Genomic DNA, 18,354 nt, shown 5'->3' on the forward strand with positions numbered 1-18,354 from the left:
AAATCCCTTTAATGGGAATTAACTTGTAATTAAATTTTTGTTCCAGTTTTTTTGGGTATTGTAATGCAAGGCACCATTTTTAACCTCCAACGGGCTATCTATATTGTTTGTATACAAACTGCCCGTTCCCAAACCTTGCGGCAATGGGTTTTTCAAGGTATACGTCCATTGAGCTATGGCATTGAGCCCTACGTTGCTCTCCAAGGCACTTGTTACCCACCAACCTATATCCATATTATTGCAAAGTGAGATCCATTCTTCTGCGCCTTTGTAACCGCCAATTAAACTTGGTTTTAAAATTATGTACTGTGGCTTGATAGTTTGTAGCAGTTCTTGCTTTTTTGTTACATCAAAAATGCCAATTAATTCTTCATCCAAAGCAATGGCCAGCGGAGTTTGTTGGCACAACTGTTCCATTTTTTTCCATTGGCCGGGTTTTATGGGCTGCTCGATGGAATGGATATCCAGCGTTGCTAGTTTTTCCAATTTTGATAAGGCTTCATTTGGAAAAAATGCACCGTTTGCATCTACGCGAAGTTCTATTTCTTTTGCTGAAAAGCTACTTCTTATGGCCTTTAAGAGTTTGAATTCCGTATCAAAATCAATGGCGCCAATTTTCATTTTTATACAATTGAAGCCAGCCGCTATTTTTTCGGAAATTTGCTGGTTCATAAACTTTTCTTCGCCCATCCAAATGAGTCCATTTATGGAGATTGCGCTTTTTCCCTGTGTAAAATCTGAAGGGAATAATTCAAATTTATTTTTACTCTGAAGTGATAAAAAAGCTTGTTCTACACCAAACTGTATTGAGGGAAACTCCAACAAAGCTTTCCACAAGGCTTCTTTTCCCAATTGTATATTCTTACAGACCCAATTAAGCTTTTCTTCATAATCTGGAGTATCGTCAATACTTAACGAGCGTAAAATACCGCATTCGCCAATACCGGTTTTTCCTTCATCTTCAATAACAATAAACCAAGTTTCCTTATGGGTAAGTATCCCTCTTGAGGTTCCGCTGGGACGTTTAAAATGAAGTAAATGTTTTTTATAAGATGCCTTCATTTACAGTTCTATACTTTCACCAATTTCTAATAGCATCAAGTCTTTTCCGGCATTATAAAACTGTTTTTTGGCATCTTCGTGGTCAATTTCAATATATCCAAAAGTATCAAAATGATAACCAAGAACCTTATCGCATTCAACAAAATCTGAAGCCGTAATGGCGTCTTCCACACCCATTGTAAAATTATCCCCAATGGGCAAAATAGCCAAGTCTAACTTGGTGCGCAACGGAATGAGCTTCATGTCCATTGTAAGTGCGGTATCGCCGGCTATGTAAATGTTTTTATGCTCGCTCTCTATTACAAATCCGCCGGGTTGTCCGCCATAAGAGCCATCGGGAAAGGAGGACGAATGTATTGCGTTTACGTATTTTACAATACCAAACTCGAAGTCCCAATTTCCACCATGGTTCATTGGGTGCGATTCAATGCCCATTTTACCGTAATGAGATGCTATTTCGGCATTAGAGACCACTACTGCGCCTGTTCGCTTGGCAATGTTTTCGACATCCAGGACATGATCTCCATGGGCATGGGTTACCAAAATATAATCGGCTTTTATGGCATCGAGATCTATGTGCGAAGCCCTTTCGTTGCCCGAAATAAACGGGTCTACCAAAATATGTATGTCGTCTATTTGGATTACTAAAGAAGCATGTCCGTAAAATGTAATCTTCATCAGTTTGATTTTTTGATTAAACAAAGCACAAAATCATAATTAATCATGATTTCCCAGCCTAAAATTAAGGAAATTTAATCGAAATAAAACCAAAAACGAACACCTTGTAAATTCTTGTCGATATTTATTTTGGAACGGAGCTGATTGGCAAGCCTTCTTATTAGGTTCATTCCCATTGAGCCGGACACTTCGGTATCGAATCCTTCGGGGAGCCCCATGCCATCGTCTTTATATTCAAACAATATTCTGTTGTCTTCTTCTTTTATCAAGCTAATGTATATGTTTCCTTTGTTGCCGTGCTCAAATGCATATTTAAAAGAATTGGAAATGAGCTCGTTTAAAATCAAACCAATGGGAATAGCCCTGTCTACGTCCAGTTCTGAACTTTCTGCATTGATGTGTATGTGAATTTTGTCTCCGTTTTTTTTGTATACGGATTGAATGCTTGCCGATAACGATTCTATGTATTCCTGCATTTTAATGACCGAAAGATCCTCATTTTGATATAATTTTTGATGAATCAATGCCATTGCCTTTACCCGGCTTTTACCTTCTTCCAAGGCATTTATGGCCGACTTGCTTTTGGTATTTTTTGTTTGAATGCTCAACAAGCTCGATACCACCTGTAAATTGTTTTTTACGCGGTGGTGGATCTCCTTGAGCAGGGAATCTTTTTCTATTAACGAGTTTTCTATAATTCGCTTTTGGTTTTCAATTAGGCGTTTGTTTTTTGTACTTTTTAAATACGCAACAATCAACCCAATTACACAAAGTATACATAATGCCAGCGCAGAAACACTTAGATAGATTGCCTTTTCCCGTTCTAAAATCTCTGCCTTATTTTTTTCAAGGTTAAGGCGTTGCCTTTCTATGGTTTCTTTTTGGTTTTTAAGGTCGAATTGCACCAAAAGACTCAGCAATTGCTTCTTTCTACTGCTATAATCTACCGAATCTTTAAGTTTTACATATTTTTTAAAAAAAAGCGAAGCAGAATCGGGGGAACTGTCTTTTAAGTAAAAATTGGCCCGTAAGCGATTGTAATTAACCGAGTTGGACTTTACTACTTTTTGCTGCTGGACAATACTGTCCAGATATGCCTTTGCCAATTCAAGATTGTTAATTTCCAGGTAACATTCGGCAATATTGCCCCATAAATCGACCGTGGTTTTGGAATACATGCCATTATCGTGTATTTTACTGGCAGAAACCCCAGCCTCTAAATAAGGGAGTGCATCCTTGAATTTGCTCTGGAACATTTTGCATTTTCCTAAATTGCTTTCTATTTTACCTTTTAAGAAGACGGCTTCGTTAAACCTGTCGACACTGATACTGGTATCCTTTAGGTAATTATCGATGCTTTTTTTGGCAGTTTCTATGTCTTTTAGCGCCGTGTATATGGAACCATCTTTTAAAAGATAAACTCCAAGATCGTTGTAATACTTTGCCTTATAAAATTCGTCGTTGCTTGTTTCCAGTTTGGTTTTATTGGCAATTACATATTCCATCATTGCTTGTCTGTACAAGCCCAATTCTGCATATACATCATACAGGACAATAGCTACCCCGGCATTTTTAAGGTCCCTTCTAATTTCCAATTGCTTGTCGTACAATTGCAGCTCTTCATAAAGCTTATCCAGCGTTTTAAGCAACTGTATTTTTACTTCCCTGCCCAGTTTTCCTTCTTTTTGATATAGCAATTCGGCTATTAAAGCCCCTTTATCGTAGTTTCCAACATCGTAATAAAGCTGGGCCAAAATAGTCTTGTACTTAAATACGGTAACAGAATCCTTGTATTTTTCGGCTTCAATTAAAGGTTTGTTTATGGAATCCAGCCAAGTATATGCCGAGCTAATCTGGTAACGGTTATTAGTATTAAAAAAGTAATTGAAACGTTCTTCGATAGAATTAATCTTTAAAAACTCCTTTAAAGGATCGTTGTTAACGGTATCGCCCTTTTGGGCATAGCAAATTACAACTGCATTAAGCAGCAAGAACAAAAAAACGGTCTTTTTATATGTTGTGTAGCGTTGCAATGCTATTTCTAACTTTAATCCCATAAAATGGGCTTTTATTTTCCGTTGGCACTGTGGCATGAACCGGCCTTTATAGGTCGAATACATGTTCCAGGCTGGTTGGCCATCAATATAAAACTTTAAAAAAGCCTAAATGCAATATTTAGGCTTTTTTTCAGATAACATATATAATAATTAATCCTCCAAGCGTCATTATTATATAATTAACATCTTAACAGCGCGGTAAACTTAGTCTATATAACCGAAAAAAGTAAATTTTTGTTGTATAAGAAGAGTTTTATGTGGTAAAAAAGTTTAAATATGAAATTCTGTGAAGAATAATACATTTTTACATGTAAGCAATTGACTGCCTTTTAAAATAAAAAGAGTTTTAAGGGGGGACTTAAAACTCTTTTATAATAACATTATGAAAAAATAAGTTGTCTTTGCTATTAACCAACTTTTTAATTATCAACAGGGCTAACTTATGGCTTCTTTTAGAGGAATAATAATTTTTGTTGTGTAAACGGCATATAGTGTTGTATAAAGCACAAATATGTTCGCAAACATACTTTCTGGTAAATTTTGGCTCTCTATTCTTGGTTGAGTTGAAAACAAAAAAAAGAGTTTTAGATTGCTCTAAAACTCTTTTTAAATACCATTTAATTAGGTAGGTAGTAGTAAGTAATAGTATAGGTTTAAGGCTTTGCGTTTTTAATTGATATATTGGGGCTTAATCAATTTTTAACTAACAACACTCCAAATATATACTGCTTACTTAATACTAAAAAATTATTGTTGTATACTCCTCTTTTTATGTGGTTAAAAGACTACATTGTGTTGTTAACGAAATTTTAAGAGTTCATATTTGAAAGAATAAACTCCCTAAATTCCTTGGAAATGGGAATGTTTTTCCCATTTATCATGATGTCTTTTGTATTGATGGCTTCAATTTGATCGATATTAACAATATACGACTTATGAGCACGGTAAAATTGCTTGGAAGGCAATTTTTCCAGGTAATCCTTTAAAGCCGACCGAACCAAAAAGGTTTTGTCTTCGGTATAAACTTCAAGGTATACATTATCTGCTTTGACATAATGAATATCGTCAAAAGGAATCCTGTAGTAATGTTGGTTCTTTTTAACGAAGATTGAATTTCGCAATACGGAGTTGGAAACCATTTTGCCATCGTCCTCTTCTTCTACGGCCGATCTTTCCGTAATAACCGATGTCTCATCGTTAAAATTGGAAAGCGCGATCTCTATTGAAGTAAAAAGGTCCTGTTGTTCAAATGGTTTTACCAAATAACCGTTTGGTTTTACACTCTTAGCATTCTCTACGGTAGCTTTGTCTGAGTTTGAGGTTACAAAAATAAAGGGGATGTTGTAATTTTGCCTGATATGTTTTCCCAGGTCTATCCCTGTTTTTTTCGATGCGAGAACAATATCCACGAGCGCTAGGTCTATATCTTGGCTTGAGAGTGCTTCTACGGCACTTTCATAATCTACTACGTTTGCCACGATTTCGTACCCGATGTCTTCGAGCATGGATTGCATGTCGTCTGCAATGATTACATTGTCCTCGACAATTAGAATCTTAATTAGTTGGTCCAAAATTTTGTGCTGTTAAAATCTGTTCTAAATCTACAAAAAAATATTATAACCAAGCAAGAACAGGATTGCAAATAGAAAAGTGCTCAGTGCTAATTTTTTTAGTTCAGGGTCTAATTTTGCTGCATCTTTGGTATGCTTTACCCTTTTAAGATGCATTATTAAAGGCAGGTACGAGATTAAAAATAACAGGTTGTATGCAGCATTATAATTCAAAATTAAATAGATAATCCCAAAAGCCATTGCCAAAATAATAATACTAAAATGGTAAATTTTGGCTTTGTCAATACCAATTTTAACGACCAATGTATTTTTATTGGCTTTTTTATCGCTGTTCATGTCCCGCATATTATTGAGGTTTAAAACCCCTACACTTAACAACCCGACCGAAAAAGCAGGTAAAAAAACATCAATGCTTAACTGTTGCGTATATAAAAAATAAGTACCTAAAACACTCACCAAGCCAAAAAACACAAATACAAAAACATCTCCATAGCCCCTATAACCATATGCGGTATTTCCAACGGTATATTTTATGGCCGCTACAATTGCAGCTATTCCCAAAAGAAAAAATATAATGGAGTGATTGAAATTTCGGTTTTCAAAAGACACATAAATAAGAAAAATAGCCGAGGCCAAGGTTAAAATAGTAGTAATGATAATTGCCGTCAACATTTCCCTGTCGGTTACAATACCGCTTTGCAGTGCCCTCATGGGGCCAATACGTTCCATATTATCGGTACCTTTTACCCCATCACCATAATCGTTGGCAAAATTAGAGAGTACCTGTAGCCCAACGGTTGTAATTAAGGCCAGTATTAAAATAGTGCCATTAAAAAAACCTTCTGAAAAAGCAATGGCCGAACCAACAATAATACCAGATATTGAAAGGGGCAATGTTCTAAGTCTGGCAGCCGATAAAAGAGTTTTTATTTTTGTCATTCAAATAAATTATAGGCCATCTTCAATCTTGATACGCTTTCCGTTTTTATAAGAAGCTACAAAAGCATCTTGAAAGCCAAGTGCTATGAGTTCCTTTCTAAATATTTTTGCATCGTCTAATGAAGTAAAATTGCCCAGTGAATATTTATTGTAGGGTTTGTCCTTGTATTGATTAATGTTCCGAAGCTCTTCTGAATATAAAGAAAGATCTCTGTTTTCCAGTGCAGCAATTTGTACGGCATAAATAACTTCAGAATTAAGGTCCCTGTAATCTATGGTGCTTATCTCCTGTGGAATATTACTTTCGACCTTGGTTTCGAGCATGGATATTTGTTGCTGGTAATTATCAATTTCATTTGTATTGATAAGCTTTTTGTTTTTGGATTGCAGGTATGTGTCGTTAACATACACGGAAGGTCTTACAAAATATAGGGTAACTCCAACAACAAGAATCATTACAAGTGAAATTGAGGTCCATTTAAAAATATCCTTTTTTCTCAATATCTCTTCTTTTTCTTCCCTTTGTTTACGCAATTCGTTTAAAAGGCGTTCTTCGGTAACCTCTTTAGATTCGATAGTCTTGTGCAAATCTACTAAGTGATGTTCGTCAATGTATGGCATAATACATATCTTTTTGATTAAACAATCAGTTATTTTATGCTATGGAATCCACTTTATATCTTTAAAATTAGGTTTTCTTTTTTCTAAAAATGCATTCCTTCCCTCTTTCGCTTCTTCGGTCATATAAGCCAATCTGGTTGCTTCTCCGGCAAAGACTTGTTGACCAACCATACCGTCATCGGTAAGGTTCATTGCAAATTTGAGCATCTTTATGGATGTGGGGGATTTTTCTAATATTTCCTGCGCCCATTGATAGGCCGTACTTTCGAGCTCGTCGTGTGGAACAACGGCATTTACCATGCCCATGTTAAAAGCTTCCTGTGCGGAATAGTTTCTTCCTAAAAAGAAAATCTCCCGAGCCTTTTTCTGCCCTACCATTTTAGCAAGATAGGCAGAGCCATAGCCACCGTCAAAGCTGGTAACATCGGCATCTGTTTGCTTAAATATGGCGTGTTCCTTGCTTGCCAGCGTCATATCGCAAACCACGTGCAAACTATGTCCACCACCAACGGCCCAGCCTGGAACTACGGCAATAACCACTTTTGGCATAAAACGTATAAGTCGTTGAACTTCAAGAATATTCAACCTGTGCATCCCATCTTCTCCAACATATCCTTGGTGGCCGCGCGCTTTTTGGTCGCCACCACTACAAAAGGAATAAACACCATCTTTTGTAGAAGGCCCTTCGGCAGACAACAAAACAACCCCAATGCTTGTATCTTCTTGCGCATTGTAAAACGCTTGGTATAATTCACTGGTCGTTTTTGGCCTAAATGCATTTCTAACATTGGGACGGTTAAATGCAATTCTGGCTACACCATTGCATTTTTTATAGGTAATATCTTCAAATTCCTTAACAGTTTCCCACTGTGGTAAGCTCATACTTATTGGTATTTTTTTCAAATGTAACAGATAAACTTTGCATTTCTAAATAAATGCCCGTTTTTTTGAGCAAATGCAACGCCTCAAAGCAGTTTTTTGCCATTTTTTCCTTAAAAAAACGCTCTAAATGTTTATACCAAGGATATTCCGTCTTCTTTTATCAGGATTTGCTTGTTTTTGTACAAAACACCAATAGCCTTTTTAAAGCTTTTTTTGCTCATCCCTAAAATAGCTTTTATGTCTTCTGGGTTGCTTTTATCGTGCAGGCCTAAAAACCCGTGGTTCCTTTTAATGGCCTCCAGTACTTTTTGAGAAGCTGGCTCTAAATTTTTAAAACCAATAGGTTGCAGACTAATGTCTATTTTATGGTCCTCCCTAATTTTTTTTACATACCCCTTTATGTGCTGGCCCAGTTTTAAGTCTTCAAAAATTTCGTCGTTGTAAACCAACCCCTTATGTTTCTGGTTGATAATAACCTCTACCCCTATCTCGGTAAAACGGGACACAATAAGTTCTACTTCTTGATAAGCCTCAACCGTCAAGACATCGTTATCCATATACTGGTTTGTTTTACTGGAAGCAACCATCCTATCGGTTTCGTCGTCTAGATAAGCATATACCAAATACCATTTGCCGGCCTCCATTTTTCGGGCCTGCTCTTTAAACGGCACAAATAAATGTTTTTCAAGCCCCCAGTCTAAAAATGCGCCAATATTGTTTACCTCTACAGCTTTTAACAGTGCAAATGTGTCTTTGGTTATTTTCGGGGTCAACGTTGTGGCTATGGGACGTTCTTCATGGTCCAGGTAGCAAAATACTGCCAACGTATCTCCAATTTCGTAATGTTCGGGCATGTATTTATTGGGCAAAAGTATATCGTTTCCATCATCATCGCCCAAAAACAAGCCCACAGAAGTTTCCCTTAATATTTCAAGCGTATTATATTCTCCTATCTGTATCATTTTATAATTGTAACAAAATAATTGCAAAGGACGCTATTTAATATTGAATTTTTTAATTTTTATATGAATAACTTTCTGTTGATGCATAAATTAAGTTTCCATGTAATAAAACTGAAAACCGGCAACGTCAAACTTCGTTTAAATGTAGATTATATATACAAATAATCTAGCAATTCCCCATAAATTAACCTTGTAAAGCTGTCAATTCAATAAATGTTATTAATTTTGACACTTATGCAACAACATGTAAACATAAAGAACAAAAAGGCCCGTTTTGAATATGAAATTTTAGACAAATATGTGGCGGGCATCGTTTTATCGGGGACAGAAATAAAGTCCATTCGGCAAAGTAGGGCTTCCATTGCCGAAAGTTTCTGCGAATTTAATGATGCGGGCGAGCTTTTTGTTATCAACATGACCATTGAAGAGTATACGCATGCTACGCATTTTAACCATAACCCAAAAAACGCCCGCAAGCTTTTGCTAAACAAAAGGGAGTTGAAAAAATGGCATAAATCGGTAAAAGTATCGGGAAACACCATTGTACCGCTACGGTTGTTTGTTAACGACCGCGGATTGGCCAAAATGGAAATTGCGCTGGCAAAAGGTAAAAAACTGTACGACAAACGCGAAACCATAAAAGACCGCGACAACAAGCGCAATCTGGATAGGATAAAAAAAACTTATAATTAGTTGTTTTTCAGATGGTTATTAAGTGTTAGGGATTAGTGAAAAGGGAAGAGTGATTAGGTGGTTAGTTATTTGTTAATGGTTGTTTGTTGAACTTTGAACCTCTGAACTCTCAACACATAGCATCGTAACAACATAACAGCGTAACATCGTAACAACGAGAACTGACAAATTCACAGTCAACAAACAACCATTAACAAGACGTAAAGCCTAAAAATCAGCCCTTTTTATCTTCATCTACAACAGCAATTTCTTTTGGTGCCTTCCAAATGCTTAAACATATCAGTCCGGATATCAACAAAGAGGCAACTGCACCTACTATAAAAAACGTCCTTCCGTCATTACCCCTGTCCAACGTATAATCCAACACGCCAAAAAGTACGATCCCCAAAATAACGTCTAGTCCTAATTGAATAATCCAATAAGCAGTTTTTCCTTTTTTGGTAAGTTTATTTAAAAATAATCTGTCGAGCATATTTTATATGTTTAATTTCTATCTTCAAGCATTGGCACAAACCTAAATTCGCCAAATTCATGTTTTTCAAATTCTTTGGGGGACTTTCTCGTGTACAATGTCATGGTTTGAACGGCATCACCAACCGGAATTACCAGCCTGCCCCCTACTTTAAGTTGCGCCATAAGGGGTTTGGGCACAAAAGGAGCTCCGGCGGTTACAATAATACCATCAAATGGAGCCTCGTCCGGCAAGCCCTTGTAGCCATCTCCAAAAATCATTTTTTTGGGCTTGTATCCCAGTTTCGGGAGGAATAGGTTTGTTTTTTTAAACAATTCCTTTTGTCTTTCAATGGTATAGACCACGGCACCCAATTCCAGCAGCATGGCTGTCTGGTATCCGCTTCCAGTACCTATTTCCAAAATTGTGTCGCCTTTTTTTATGTTCAACAATTCCGTTTGGAAAGCAACTGTATAGGGTTGGGAAATAGTTTGACTGGCACCAATGGGAAAAGCTTTGTCTTGGTAGGCATGATCTTCAAAACTGCTGTCCATAAACAAATGCCGGGGAATTTTCTTTACGGCATTAACAATCCGCTTGTCCGAAATTCCTTTTTCCTGTACAATCCCGGCCAGTTTGTTACGCATTCCTTGGTGTCTATAGGTATCTTTCAAGTGTTAGGTTTGTTTTAATCGTGGAGTAAAATTATAAATTTTCAATCGAACTTCTATGCCCTATTTTCTACTTATATCATTATCAGCTGTAAAATAACAAGTTAAAGTTTTCAACAATGGTATTGCCAACAATTAATTGCGTTGTATACCCCATGGCTTATAGATACCGTATTTCCTTCAGAAAACAAAAAGCAACAGCATCTTTATTCTCTTTTTTTATGCTATTTTTAAAAACACTTATTAATAAGGTTGAAAGAATCCATCAATAACCTTATTTTTGTTAAAAAACATATAGTATGCTTAAAGCAGGTGTTCTAGGTGCCGGTCACCTTGGAAAAATTCATTTAAGGCTTATCAATCAATCTGATAAATACCAACTGGTTGGTTTTCACGACCCTGACGAAAAAAACGCCAAAAAAATTGTAAAAGAATTTGGTTATAAATATTATCCATCCATCGAAGAACTTATAGATGCCGTTGACGTTGTTGACATTGTAACGCCCACGCTATCTCATTACAAATGTGCCGTTCAGTCCATTAAAAAGGGAAAACACGTTTTTTTGGAGAAACCCATTACCAAAACCGTTGAACAGGCCGAGGAACTTATTTTATTGGCCAGGGAAAACAATGTAAAGGGACAGGTTGGGCATGTGGAGCGCTTTAATCCCGCATTTATGTCTGTAAAAGACAAGATAGAAAACCCCATGTTTATAGAAACGCACCGATTGGCGGAGTTTAATCCCCGTGGTACGGACGTTCCCGTTGTCCTAGACCTTATGATCCATGATATTGACATTATTTTAAGTGTGGTAAAGTCTCCGGTAAAAAGCATTAACGCAAGCGGGGTTTCGGTAATTAGCAAATCTCCCGACATTGCCAATGCCCGGATTGAATTTGAAAATGGTTGCGTTGCCAATTTAACGGCTAGCAGGATTTCGCTTAAAAACATGCGTAAATCAAGATTTTTTCAACGCGATGCTTATATTTCGGTAGACTTTCTTGAAAAACAGGTGGAAGTTGTAAAAATGAAGGATGCTCCAAAGAAACCGGACGAGTATGCACTGGTATTACAAAATGCAGAAGGCGATAAAAAGCAAATCTATTTTGAAAACCCCAAAGTAACTCAGAACAATGCCATTCTAGATGAACTGGAAACTTTTGCCGATGCAATTAACAACAATACGGAAACCGCGGTTAGCCTGGAACAAGGCACGGCAGCCCTAAAAGTGGCCATGCAAATTGTAAGTCTTGTGGAACGCGGCTAAAACCGGGGTTATTAATTACAAATATTAAATATGACAACTCTAAAAAAAATAGCAGTAATTGGTGCTGGAACAATGGGAAATGGCATTGCGCACACTTTTGCACAAAACGGTTTTTCGGTTAATTTGATTGATATTTCTGAAGACTCCATACAGCGCGGACTACAGACCATAGAAAGAAACCTTGACCGTATGCTGGCCAAAGAAAAAATTTCTGAAAAAGAAAAAGCCAGTACCTTAAAAAATATCAACTCTTTTACAGATACAAAAAAAGGTGTTGAAAATGCCGATCTTGTTATTGAGGCCGCAACCGAAAATGAGGCCCTAAAACTTAAGATTTTTGGCGATTTAGGTAAATTTTGCTCAAGTTCTACCATTTTGGCCACCAATACATCTTCTATTTCCATTACAAAAATAGCAACGGCGGTTGCCCATCCCGAGCGTGTTATCGGCATGCATTTTATGAATCCCGTTCCCATCATGAAATTGGTAGAAGTCATAAAAGGCTATAACACCAGCAACGAAGTGCTATCTACCATATTCCAACTTTCTAAAACCATAGGGAAAGTTCCCGTGGAAGTAAACGATTATCCGGGCTTTATTGCCAACAGAATATTAATGCCCATGATCAACGAAGCCATAGAATCGCTTTACAACGGTGTTGCCGGAGTTTACGAAATCGATACCGTTATGAAACTGGGAATGGCCCACCCCATGGGACCCTTGCAATTGGCAGATTTTATTGGTTTGGATGTTTGCTTGTCCATTTTAAACGTATTGTATAGCGGATTTAAAAATTCAAAATATGCACCATGTCCGTTATTGGTAAACATGGTTACCGCAGGAAAGCTGGGCGTAAAATCCGGAGAAGGTTTTTACGATTATTCCGAAAGTAAAAAAGCCGAAAAGCTAGCTAAACAGTTTTTGTAAATAGTTGGTAGTTAAAATAAACCAAAAACCTGAAACCTCAAATAGTGATTAGTGAAAAGGGATTAGGGATAAGTTATTAAACTTTGACCCTTTGAACCTCTGGACTCTCAACCCTCAACAACATAGCATGATAGCAGCATAACAACCAAAAACCTGAAACCTTAAATCTGAAACAAAAAAACAATCGTTAACTATCAATAGAAAAAAGTATGGTAAAAATCATTCCATTTGCGGCAGTACGACCTACCAAGGACAAAGTGAGCCTTGTAGTGTCCAGGTCGTATGAAGATTACCCCACCAACGAGCTTAACGCCACTTTATCATACAATCCTTTTTCCTTTTTGCACATTATCAACCCGGGGTATAAATTTCATCATGACATCTCTGGCGAAAGGCGTTTTTCATTGGTGCGGAACCGCTATTTGGAATTTATAGAAGAAAATGTTTTTACAAAAGATGAAAGTCCGTCGTTGTATATCTATAAAATAAAAACCCGAAAAGGGGATTTTTGCGGCATCTTTGCTGGGGCCAGCGTAGAAGATTATCAAAATAACAGCATAAAAAAACATGAAGCCACATTACAAACACGGGAAGAATTGTTTAAGGATTACCTAAAAACAGTAGGCTTTAATGCAGAGCCAGTGCTCCTTACCTACCCCGATAATGCAGAAATCGATGCTATTATAACAACGGTTACCAAAGAAATACCCGAATATGAGTTTGCTACCACCGACAAGGCAGTTCATTATTTATGGAAAATCAGTAATTTAAAAATTATCGATACCATACAGCAGGTATTTAAAAAAATGGATTGCGTTTATATTGCTGATGGGCATCACCGTTCTGCATCGTCCAATTTATTGTCAGAAGAATTAAAGAGCAACAACCCAGACCATACCGGAAAAGAGCCTTACAATTATTTTATGAGCTATTTTATACCGGAATCCAACCTAAAAATATACGATTTTAACCGGATGGTAAAAGACCTGAACGGATTGAGCAAAGAGGAGTTCCTAATTCAGCTCGACGAGCATTTTAGAATTGAAAACCGTGGCGACGACCTATACAAGCCTTCAAAAAAACACCATTTCGGTATGTATCTTGATGGTGAGTTCTATTCGCTCTACCTTAGAAAACATTACGAGTTCAGCAATTCATTGAGCGAACTGGACACTCATATTTTATACATCACGGTGTTAAAACCCATTTTGGGGATAGAAGACCTGAGAAACGACAATAGAATTGAATATGGTTATGGGAAATACAATACCATTAAAATGAAAGACTTCATCGATCAGGATAAATTTAAGGTTGGTTTCAGCCTTTTTCCCGTAAAGGTGGATCAAATGAAAAAAATATCGGACGAAGGCCTTAAAATGCCGCCAAAATCGACTTACATAGAGCCCAAACTTAAAAGCGGACTCACTATTTATGAGTTTTAGAAAGCATTAGTTAAAAAAGATAAAAAATGTCCATCAAAGAAAATTTAGAACAGATTAAAACATCGTTACCAAAAAATGTAACCCTTGTAGCCGTTTCCAAAACAAAACCAGAAAGCGACATAATGATTGCTTACGGTGCCGGACAACGTGTTTTTGGAGAAAACAAAGTACAGGAAATGACCTCTAAATGGGAAAATCTTCCGAAGGACATAAAGTGGCACATGATTGGACACGTACAGCGCAACAAGGTTAAATACATGGCACCATTTGTTAGCTTGATACACGGGGTAGACAGCCTAAAACTTTTAAAGGAAATTAACAAGCAAGCGCAAAAGCACGACCGTATTATTAACTGCCTGTTACAGGTACATATTGCCAAAGAAGATACAAAATTTGGCATGGATGAAGGAGAAGTTATTTCTTTACTGGCTTCGGACGAGTTTAAAAACATGCAAAATATTAAAATAATGGGCTTGATGGGCATGGCTACCTTTACCGAAGATGAAACCCGAATAAAAGATGAGTTTACCTTTCTTCATGGCCTGTTTAAAAAATTAAAGGGAATTTACCCCGCTTCGGCCAAAATTAACATCGACACCCTTTCCATGGGAATGAGCGGCGACTACAATATAGCCATAGCCTGCGGAAGCAATATGGTAAGGATTGGGAGCAACATTTTTGGGGCCCGAAATTATAATTAAATCTGGAGTGCGGTTTTTTTGTTGCTTTTTAACTATTTTTAAATAATCGATTATACAATAAACACTACCAAATATATTAATGTACGCAATACTCGATATAGAAACCACAGGAGGAAAATATAATGAAGAAGGTATTACGGAAATTGCCATTTATAGGTTCGACGGCCATACAATAACCGACCAGTTTATAAGTCTTGTAAATCCCGAAAAAGAAATACAGCCCTTTGTAGTCAAGCTCACGGGCATCAACAATGCCATGTTGCAAACGGCTCCCAAATTTTTTGAAATTGCCAAAAGGGTTGTGGAAATAACCGAAAATTGCACCTTGGTAGCCCACAATGCCCAATTTGATTACAGGATATTGCAAACCGAGTTTAAACGGCTGGGCTACGATTACCAGCGAAAATCGGTTTGCACGGTAGAGCTGGCCAAAGAGCTCATTCCCGAACAGCCATCGTACAGTTTGGGAAAACTGGTGCGGTCGTTGGGCATACCCGTTAGCGATCGTCACAGGGCAAATGGAGACGCCCAAGCAACCGTTAAGCTTTTTAAAATGTTGCTCACCAAGGATGCTTCAAAAAAAATCATCCAAAACAACATAAGGGCCGAAAACGTAGGCCAACTTAACCCCAGGCTCATAGACATTGTGGAGCGCCTCCCAAATGCCGTCGGGGTTTTTTACATGCACGATCTTGACGGAAAGATTATGTTTTTGGCCAAGAGCAGGAATATCCAAAAAAGGGTTAATCAAATTTTTGTGAACACCTCCCGAAAATTCATGAAAATCCAAAAGGAAGTAAGGGCGGTAACGTACGACGAAACCGGTAATGAACTTATTGCGCTCCTAAAGGAAAATTCAGAAGTTAATTTAAACAAACCTCCTTACAATAAAAAAAGCAAAAAATTGTTCACACATGGTTTGTACCTGTCGGAAGATAAAAACGGATATCTTTCCTTAAAAATAAAAAAAGCAGAAAGCACCGGAAACTGTGTAACCACTTTCTCTAATTACCAACAGGCATATAACTTTTTACACAAGCTTGATGAAGAATTTGAACTCTGCAATAAATTAAACGGACTATCGGAAGCAAAAAAAAATTGCTATAATTATACCATTGGTAAATGCAAAGGTGCCTGTATTTGCACAGAACCTACCCAAACATACAATAAAAGGGTGAAAAAGGCCATTTTTGAATATAGTATAAACCATAAAACCATGCTTATTATAGACAAAGGAAGAAATGCAAGCGAGCATAGTTTTGTTTTTATAGAGGGTGGTGATTTTAAAGGAATTGGGTATTTTGACTTAAACCATCAAATTAACAATATAGAAATTGTAAAATCTATTTTGGCTCCCATGCAGCACACCAAAAATGCCAAACATTTAATACATGCTTACATTCGAAAAAAGAGAAATTTGAAAAAATTAAACTTCAACTAAATATGTATAAAAAACTACTAATACTACTACCCTGCTTATTGTTACACTTATCTTCTTTTTATACAGCTGCCCAAGAAAAAAAAGGAAGGGAAATTGATGATGTTACCAATGAAGAACTGGAAATGGCCATCTATCAAAAAGACACTACTGCAAACGCTGTGGTACTTTATGAAGAAGGCAATAATTATTTTGAGGTGGAACGAAAAGGCAATTTTCAGTTTATAAGACTTATAAAACAATACTATTGCAAAATAAAAATCTTAAACGAAAAAGGGTTTGACGAGGCCAATATAGAAATCCCCTTTTACCATGCAGATAAGGAAACAGAAAAAATTAGCAATATAAAAGCCATGACCCACAATGGTCCTCAAAAAATAGTAGTCGGCCAAAATGATATATATGTTACCGACATAAACGAACACTGGTCTGCTTACCGTTTTACTTTTTCTGATGTAAAAAAAGGTAGCGTGCTGGAATACCGCTATACGTTAAAATCGCCTTTTTTCTTTAATTTTGAAGGGTGGCAGTTCCAATCGCATATCCCAAAAGTAAAAAGTAGGTTCACCGCTCTAATTCCGGGCAATTATGTTTATAACCGGACATTGTTCGGTTCTCAAAAACTGGCCGTCAACGATGCATCCCTAAAAAAGAGCTGTTTCTATCTGGACGGGGCTTCCAATGGTGCAGATTGCGAAAAATTGACCTATGAAATGGTTGACGTCCCTGCCTTTAAGGAAGAAGAATACATGCTTTCTGAAAAAAATTATATTTCACGCATTAAATTTGAATTGTCAGAATTTCATGATTTCCGCGGAAGCAGCCATAAATATACCAAAAGCTGGGAAGACGTAGACAAAGAGTTTAGGTACGATAAAGATATTGGCAGGCAACTCAACAAGGTTAATTTTTTCAAGGATATTATTCCGCAGGAAGCCTTAAACGAAGAAAACAACATAAAAAAGGCCGAAAAAATCTATAATTTAATCAAAGAATATTATACATGGAACGGCAAATATGGATTATTTAGCGATTCTAGGATTACCGATGCATACAAAGAAAAATCGGGGAACATTTCAGAAATAAACATATCGTTGATAAATGCATTGAAAGCAGCCGGACTGGAAGCAAAATTGGTATTGCTTTCCACGCGCCAAAATGGCTTGCCTACCAAACTGCACCCTATTATTTCCGACTTTAATTACTGCATTGCCATGCTGGAAATAAACAACGGCATGGTATTGTTGGACGCATCAGATAAATATGCCCCTTTTGGGATATTGCCATTTAGGGCCTTGAACCATATTGGGAGGGTCATGGACTTTAAAAACGATAGCTATTGGATTGAAGTTTCGCCATACAAAAAAAACCACCATATACTTACAACTTCTGTAAAGATAGACGAAGAAGGGAACCTAAACGGAAAATTTAGACATACAAGTTCCGGCTATTTTATGTTTTCTAAGTTGAAGGAGATAAAAACCCAATCGAAAGAGAAATATATTGAAGAATTGGGCAGCAGGTTCCAAAATATAGAAATAACGGATTATAATACGTCGGAAATGGGAAATTCCATAACCGAGACGTTTTCCTTTAAAATAAACGAAGGCGTAACCATTGTAAACGGCAATATTATCTTCTCCCCGTTCCTGTTTAAAGACCTTACGGAAAACCCGTTTAAAGTTGAAGATAGAGGTTATCCCGTAGATATAGGCTATCCTAAAAAATTTAGCAGTAATATTTCGGTTGCCTTTCCCGAAAACTATAAAGTAGAAAATACAATTCAACCCGAAACAACCCTTTTAATAGAAAATGGGGGCAAATTGACCCTTATCAAGCAAGAAAAAGGCAACATTATCAATATATTATATAATTTTGACCTAAATAAATCGTATTATCCAACAGAAGAGTACAAAGAGTTGAAAGCTATTTTTACAAAAGCAGTTAATATCCAGAACAACGAATCCTTGATTGCCAAAAAACAAGTATAA

At 36.9% G+C, this 18,354-nt stretch carries 17 protein-coding genes; 7 read left to right on the plus strand and 10 right to left on the minus strand.

Going from position 1 to position 18,354, the window contains the following annotated elements:
* Positions 1-18 precede the first annotated feature (18 nt).
* The 8 genes from PSF86_RS07265 to PSF86_RS07300 form a co-directional block, all read right to left on the minus strand.
* Entirely contained in the window at positions 19-1,062 is a 1,044-nt protein-coding gene (locus tag PSF86_RS07265) for an o-succinylbenzoate synthase (protein ID WP_277899394.1), read from the minus strand.
* Positions 1,063-1,740, minus strand: a complete 678-nt coding sequence (locus PSF86_RS07270; protein WP_277899395.1) for a metal-dependent hydrolase — start codon at positions 1,738-1,740, stop codon at positions 1,063-1,065.
* A 74-nt stretch (positions 1,741-1,814) separates the two neighbouring features.
* Positions 1,815-3,797 (minus strand): tetratricopeptide repeat-containing sensor histidine kinase, encoded by a 1,983-nt coding sequence (locus PSF86_RS07275; protein WP_277899396.1) that lies wholly within the window; start codon positions 3,795-3,797, stop codon positions 1,815-1,817.
* 809 nt (positions 3,798-4,606) lie between these two features.
* Positions 4,607-5,368: a LytR/AlgR family response regulator transcription factor gene (locus PSF86_RS07280; RefSeq protein WP_277899397.1), complete on the minus strand. Its 762-nt coding sequence runs from the start codon at positions 5,366-5,368 to the stop codon at positions 4,607-4,609.
* 30 nt (positions 5,369-5,398) lie between these two features.
* Positions 5,399-6,307: a 1,4-dihydroxy-2-naphthoate polyprenyltransferase gene (locus PSF86_RS07285; protein ID WP_277899398.1), complete on the minus strand. Its 909-nt coding sequence runs from the start codon at positions 6,305-6,307 to the stop codon at positions 5,399-5,401.
* 9 nt (positions 6,308-6,316) lie between these two features.
* On the minus strand, positions 6,317-6,928 hold the full coding sequence (locus PSF86_RS07290) for an SPOR domain-containing protein (protein ID WP_277899399.1): 612 nt from the start codon (positions 6,926-6,928) through the stop codon (positions 6,317-6,319).
* A gap of 39 nt (positions 6,929-6,967) precedes the next feature.
* A complete protein-coding gene (locus PSF86_RS07295; protein WP_277899400.1) occupies positions 6,968-7,810 on the minus strand; it encodes a 1,4-dihydroxy-2-naphthoyl-CoA synthase in 843 nt (280 codons plus the stop codon).
* A 131-nt stretch (positions 7,811-7,941) separates the two neighbouring features.
* Entirely contained in the window at positions 7,942-8,772 is an 831-nt protein-coding gene (locus PSF86_RS07300; RefSeq protein WP_277899401.1) for a CvfB family protein, read from the minus strand.
* 234 nt (positions 8,773-9,006) lie between these two features.
* Here PSF86_RS07300 and smpB point away from each other — a divergent pair, with 234 nt between their 5' ends.
* Positions 9,007-9,465, plus strand: a complete 459-nt coding sequence (gene smpB / locus PSF86_RS07305; RefSeq protein WP_277899402.1) for an SsrA-binding protein SmpB — start codon at positions 9,007-9,009, stop codon at positions 9,463-9,465.
* A gap of 214 nt (positions 9,466-9,679) precedes the next feature.
* Here smpB and PSF86_RS07310 read toward each other — a convergent pair whose 3' ends face one another.
* Positions 9,680-9,937: a hypothetical protein gene (locus tag PSF86_RS07310; protein ID WP_277899403.1), complete on the minus strand. Its 258-nt coding sequence runs from the start codon at positions 9,935-9,937 to the stop codon at positions 9,680-9,682.
* 11 nt (positions 9,938-9,948) lie between these two features.
* Positions 9,949-10,590: a protein-L-isoaspartate(D-aspartate) O-methyltransferase gene (locus tag PSF86_RS07315; protein WP_277899404.1), complete on the minus strand. Its 642-nt coding sequence runs from the start codon at positions 10,588-10,590 to the stop codon at positions 9,949-9,951.
* A gap of 296 nt (positions 10,591-10,886) precedes the next feature.
* Between PSF86_RS07315 and PSF86_RS07320 the strand changes: the two genes are divergently transcribed.
* From PSF86_RS07320 to PSF86_RS07345, 6 genes are all read left to right on the plus strand, one after another.
* Positions 10,887-11,855, plus strand: coding sequence for a Gfo/Idh/MocA family protein (locus PSF86_RS07320; protein ID WP_277899405.1), 969 nt, complete (start codon positions 10,887-10,889; stop codon positions 11,853-11,855).
* Positions 11,856-11,885: 30 nt separating this feature from the next.
* The gene (locus PSF86_RS07325) at positions 11,886-12,782 is read left to right on the plus strand and encodes a 3-hydroxyacyl-CoA dehydrogenase family protein (protein ID WP_277899406.1); all 897 of its coding nucleotides are present in this window, start codon (positions 11,886-11,888) and stop codon (positions 12,780-12,782) included.
* 209 nt (positions 12,783-12,991) lie between these two features.
* Entirely contained in the window at positions 12,992-14,224 is a 1,233-nt protein-coding gene (locus tag PSF86_RS07330; RefSeq protein ID WP_277899407.1) for a DUF1015 domain-containing protein, read from the plus strand.
* A 26-nt stretch (positions 14,225-14,250) separates the two neighbouring features.
* The gene (locus tag PSF86_RS07335) at positions 14,251-14,925 is read left to right on the plus strand and encodes a YggS family pyridoxal phosphate-dependent enzyme (RefSeq protein WP_277899408.1); all 675 of its coding nucleotides are present in this window, start codon (positions 14,251-14,253) and stop codon (positions 14,923-14,925) included.
* A gap of 79 nt (positions 14,926-15,004) precedes the next feature.
* Positions 15,005-16,366 (plus strand): exonuclease domain-containing protein, encoded by a 1,362-nt coding sequence (locus tag PSF86_RS07340; protein WP_277899409.1) that lies wholly within the window; start codon positions 15,005-15,007, stop codon positions 16,364-16,366.
* 2 nt (positions 16,367-16,368) lie between these two features.
* A complete protein-coding gene (locus PSF86_RS07345; RefSeq protein ID WP_277899410.1) occupies positions 16,369-18,354 on the plus strand; it encodes a DUF3857 domain-containing protein in 1,986 nt (661 codons plus the stop codon).

This window comes from Galbibacter pacificus, assembly GCF_029603165.1.
Classification (GTDB): Bacteria; Bacteroidota; Bacteroidia; order Flavobacteriales; family Flavobacteriaceae; genus Galbibacter; species Galbibacter pacificus.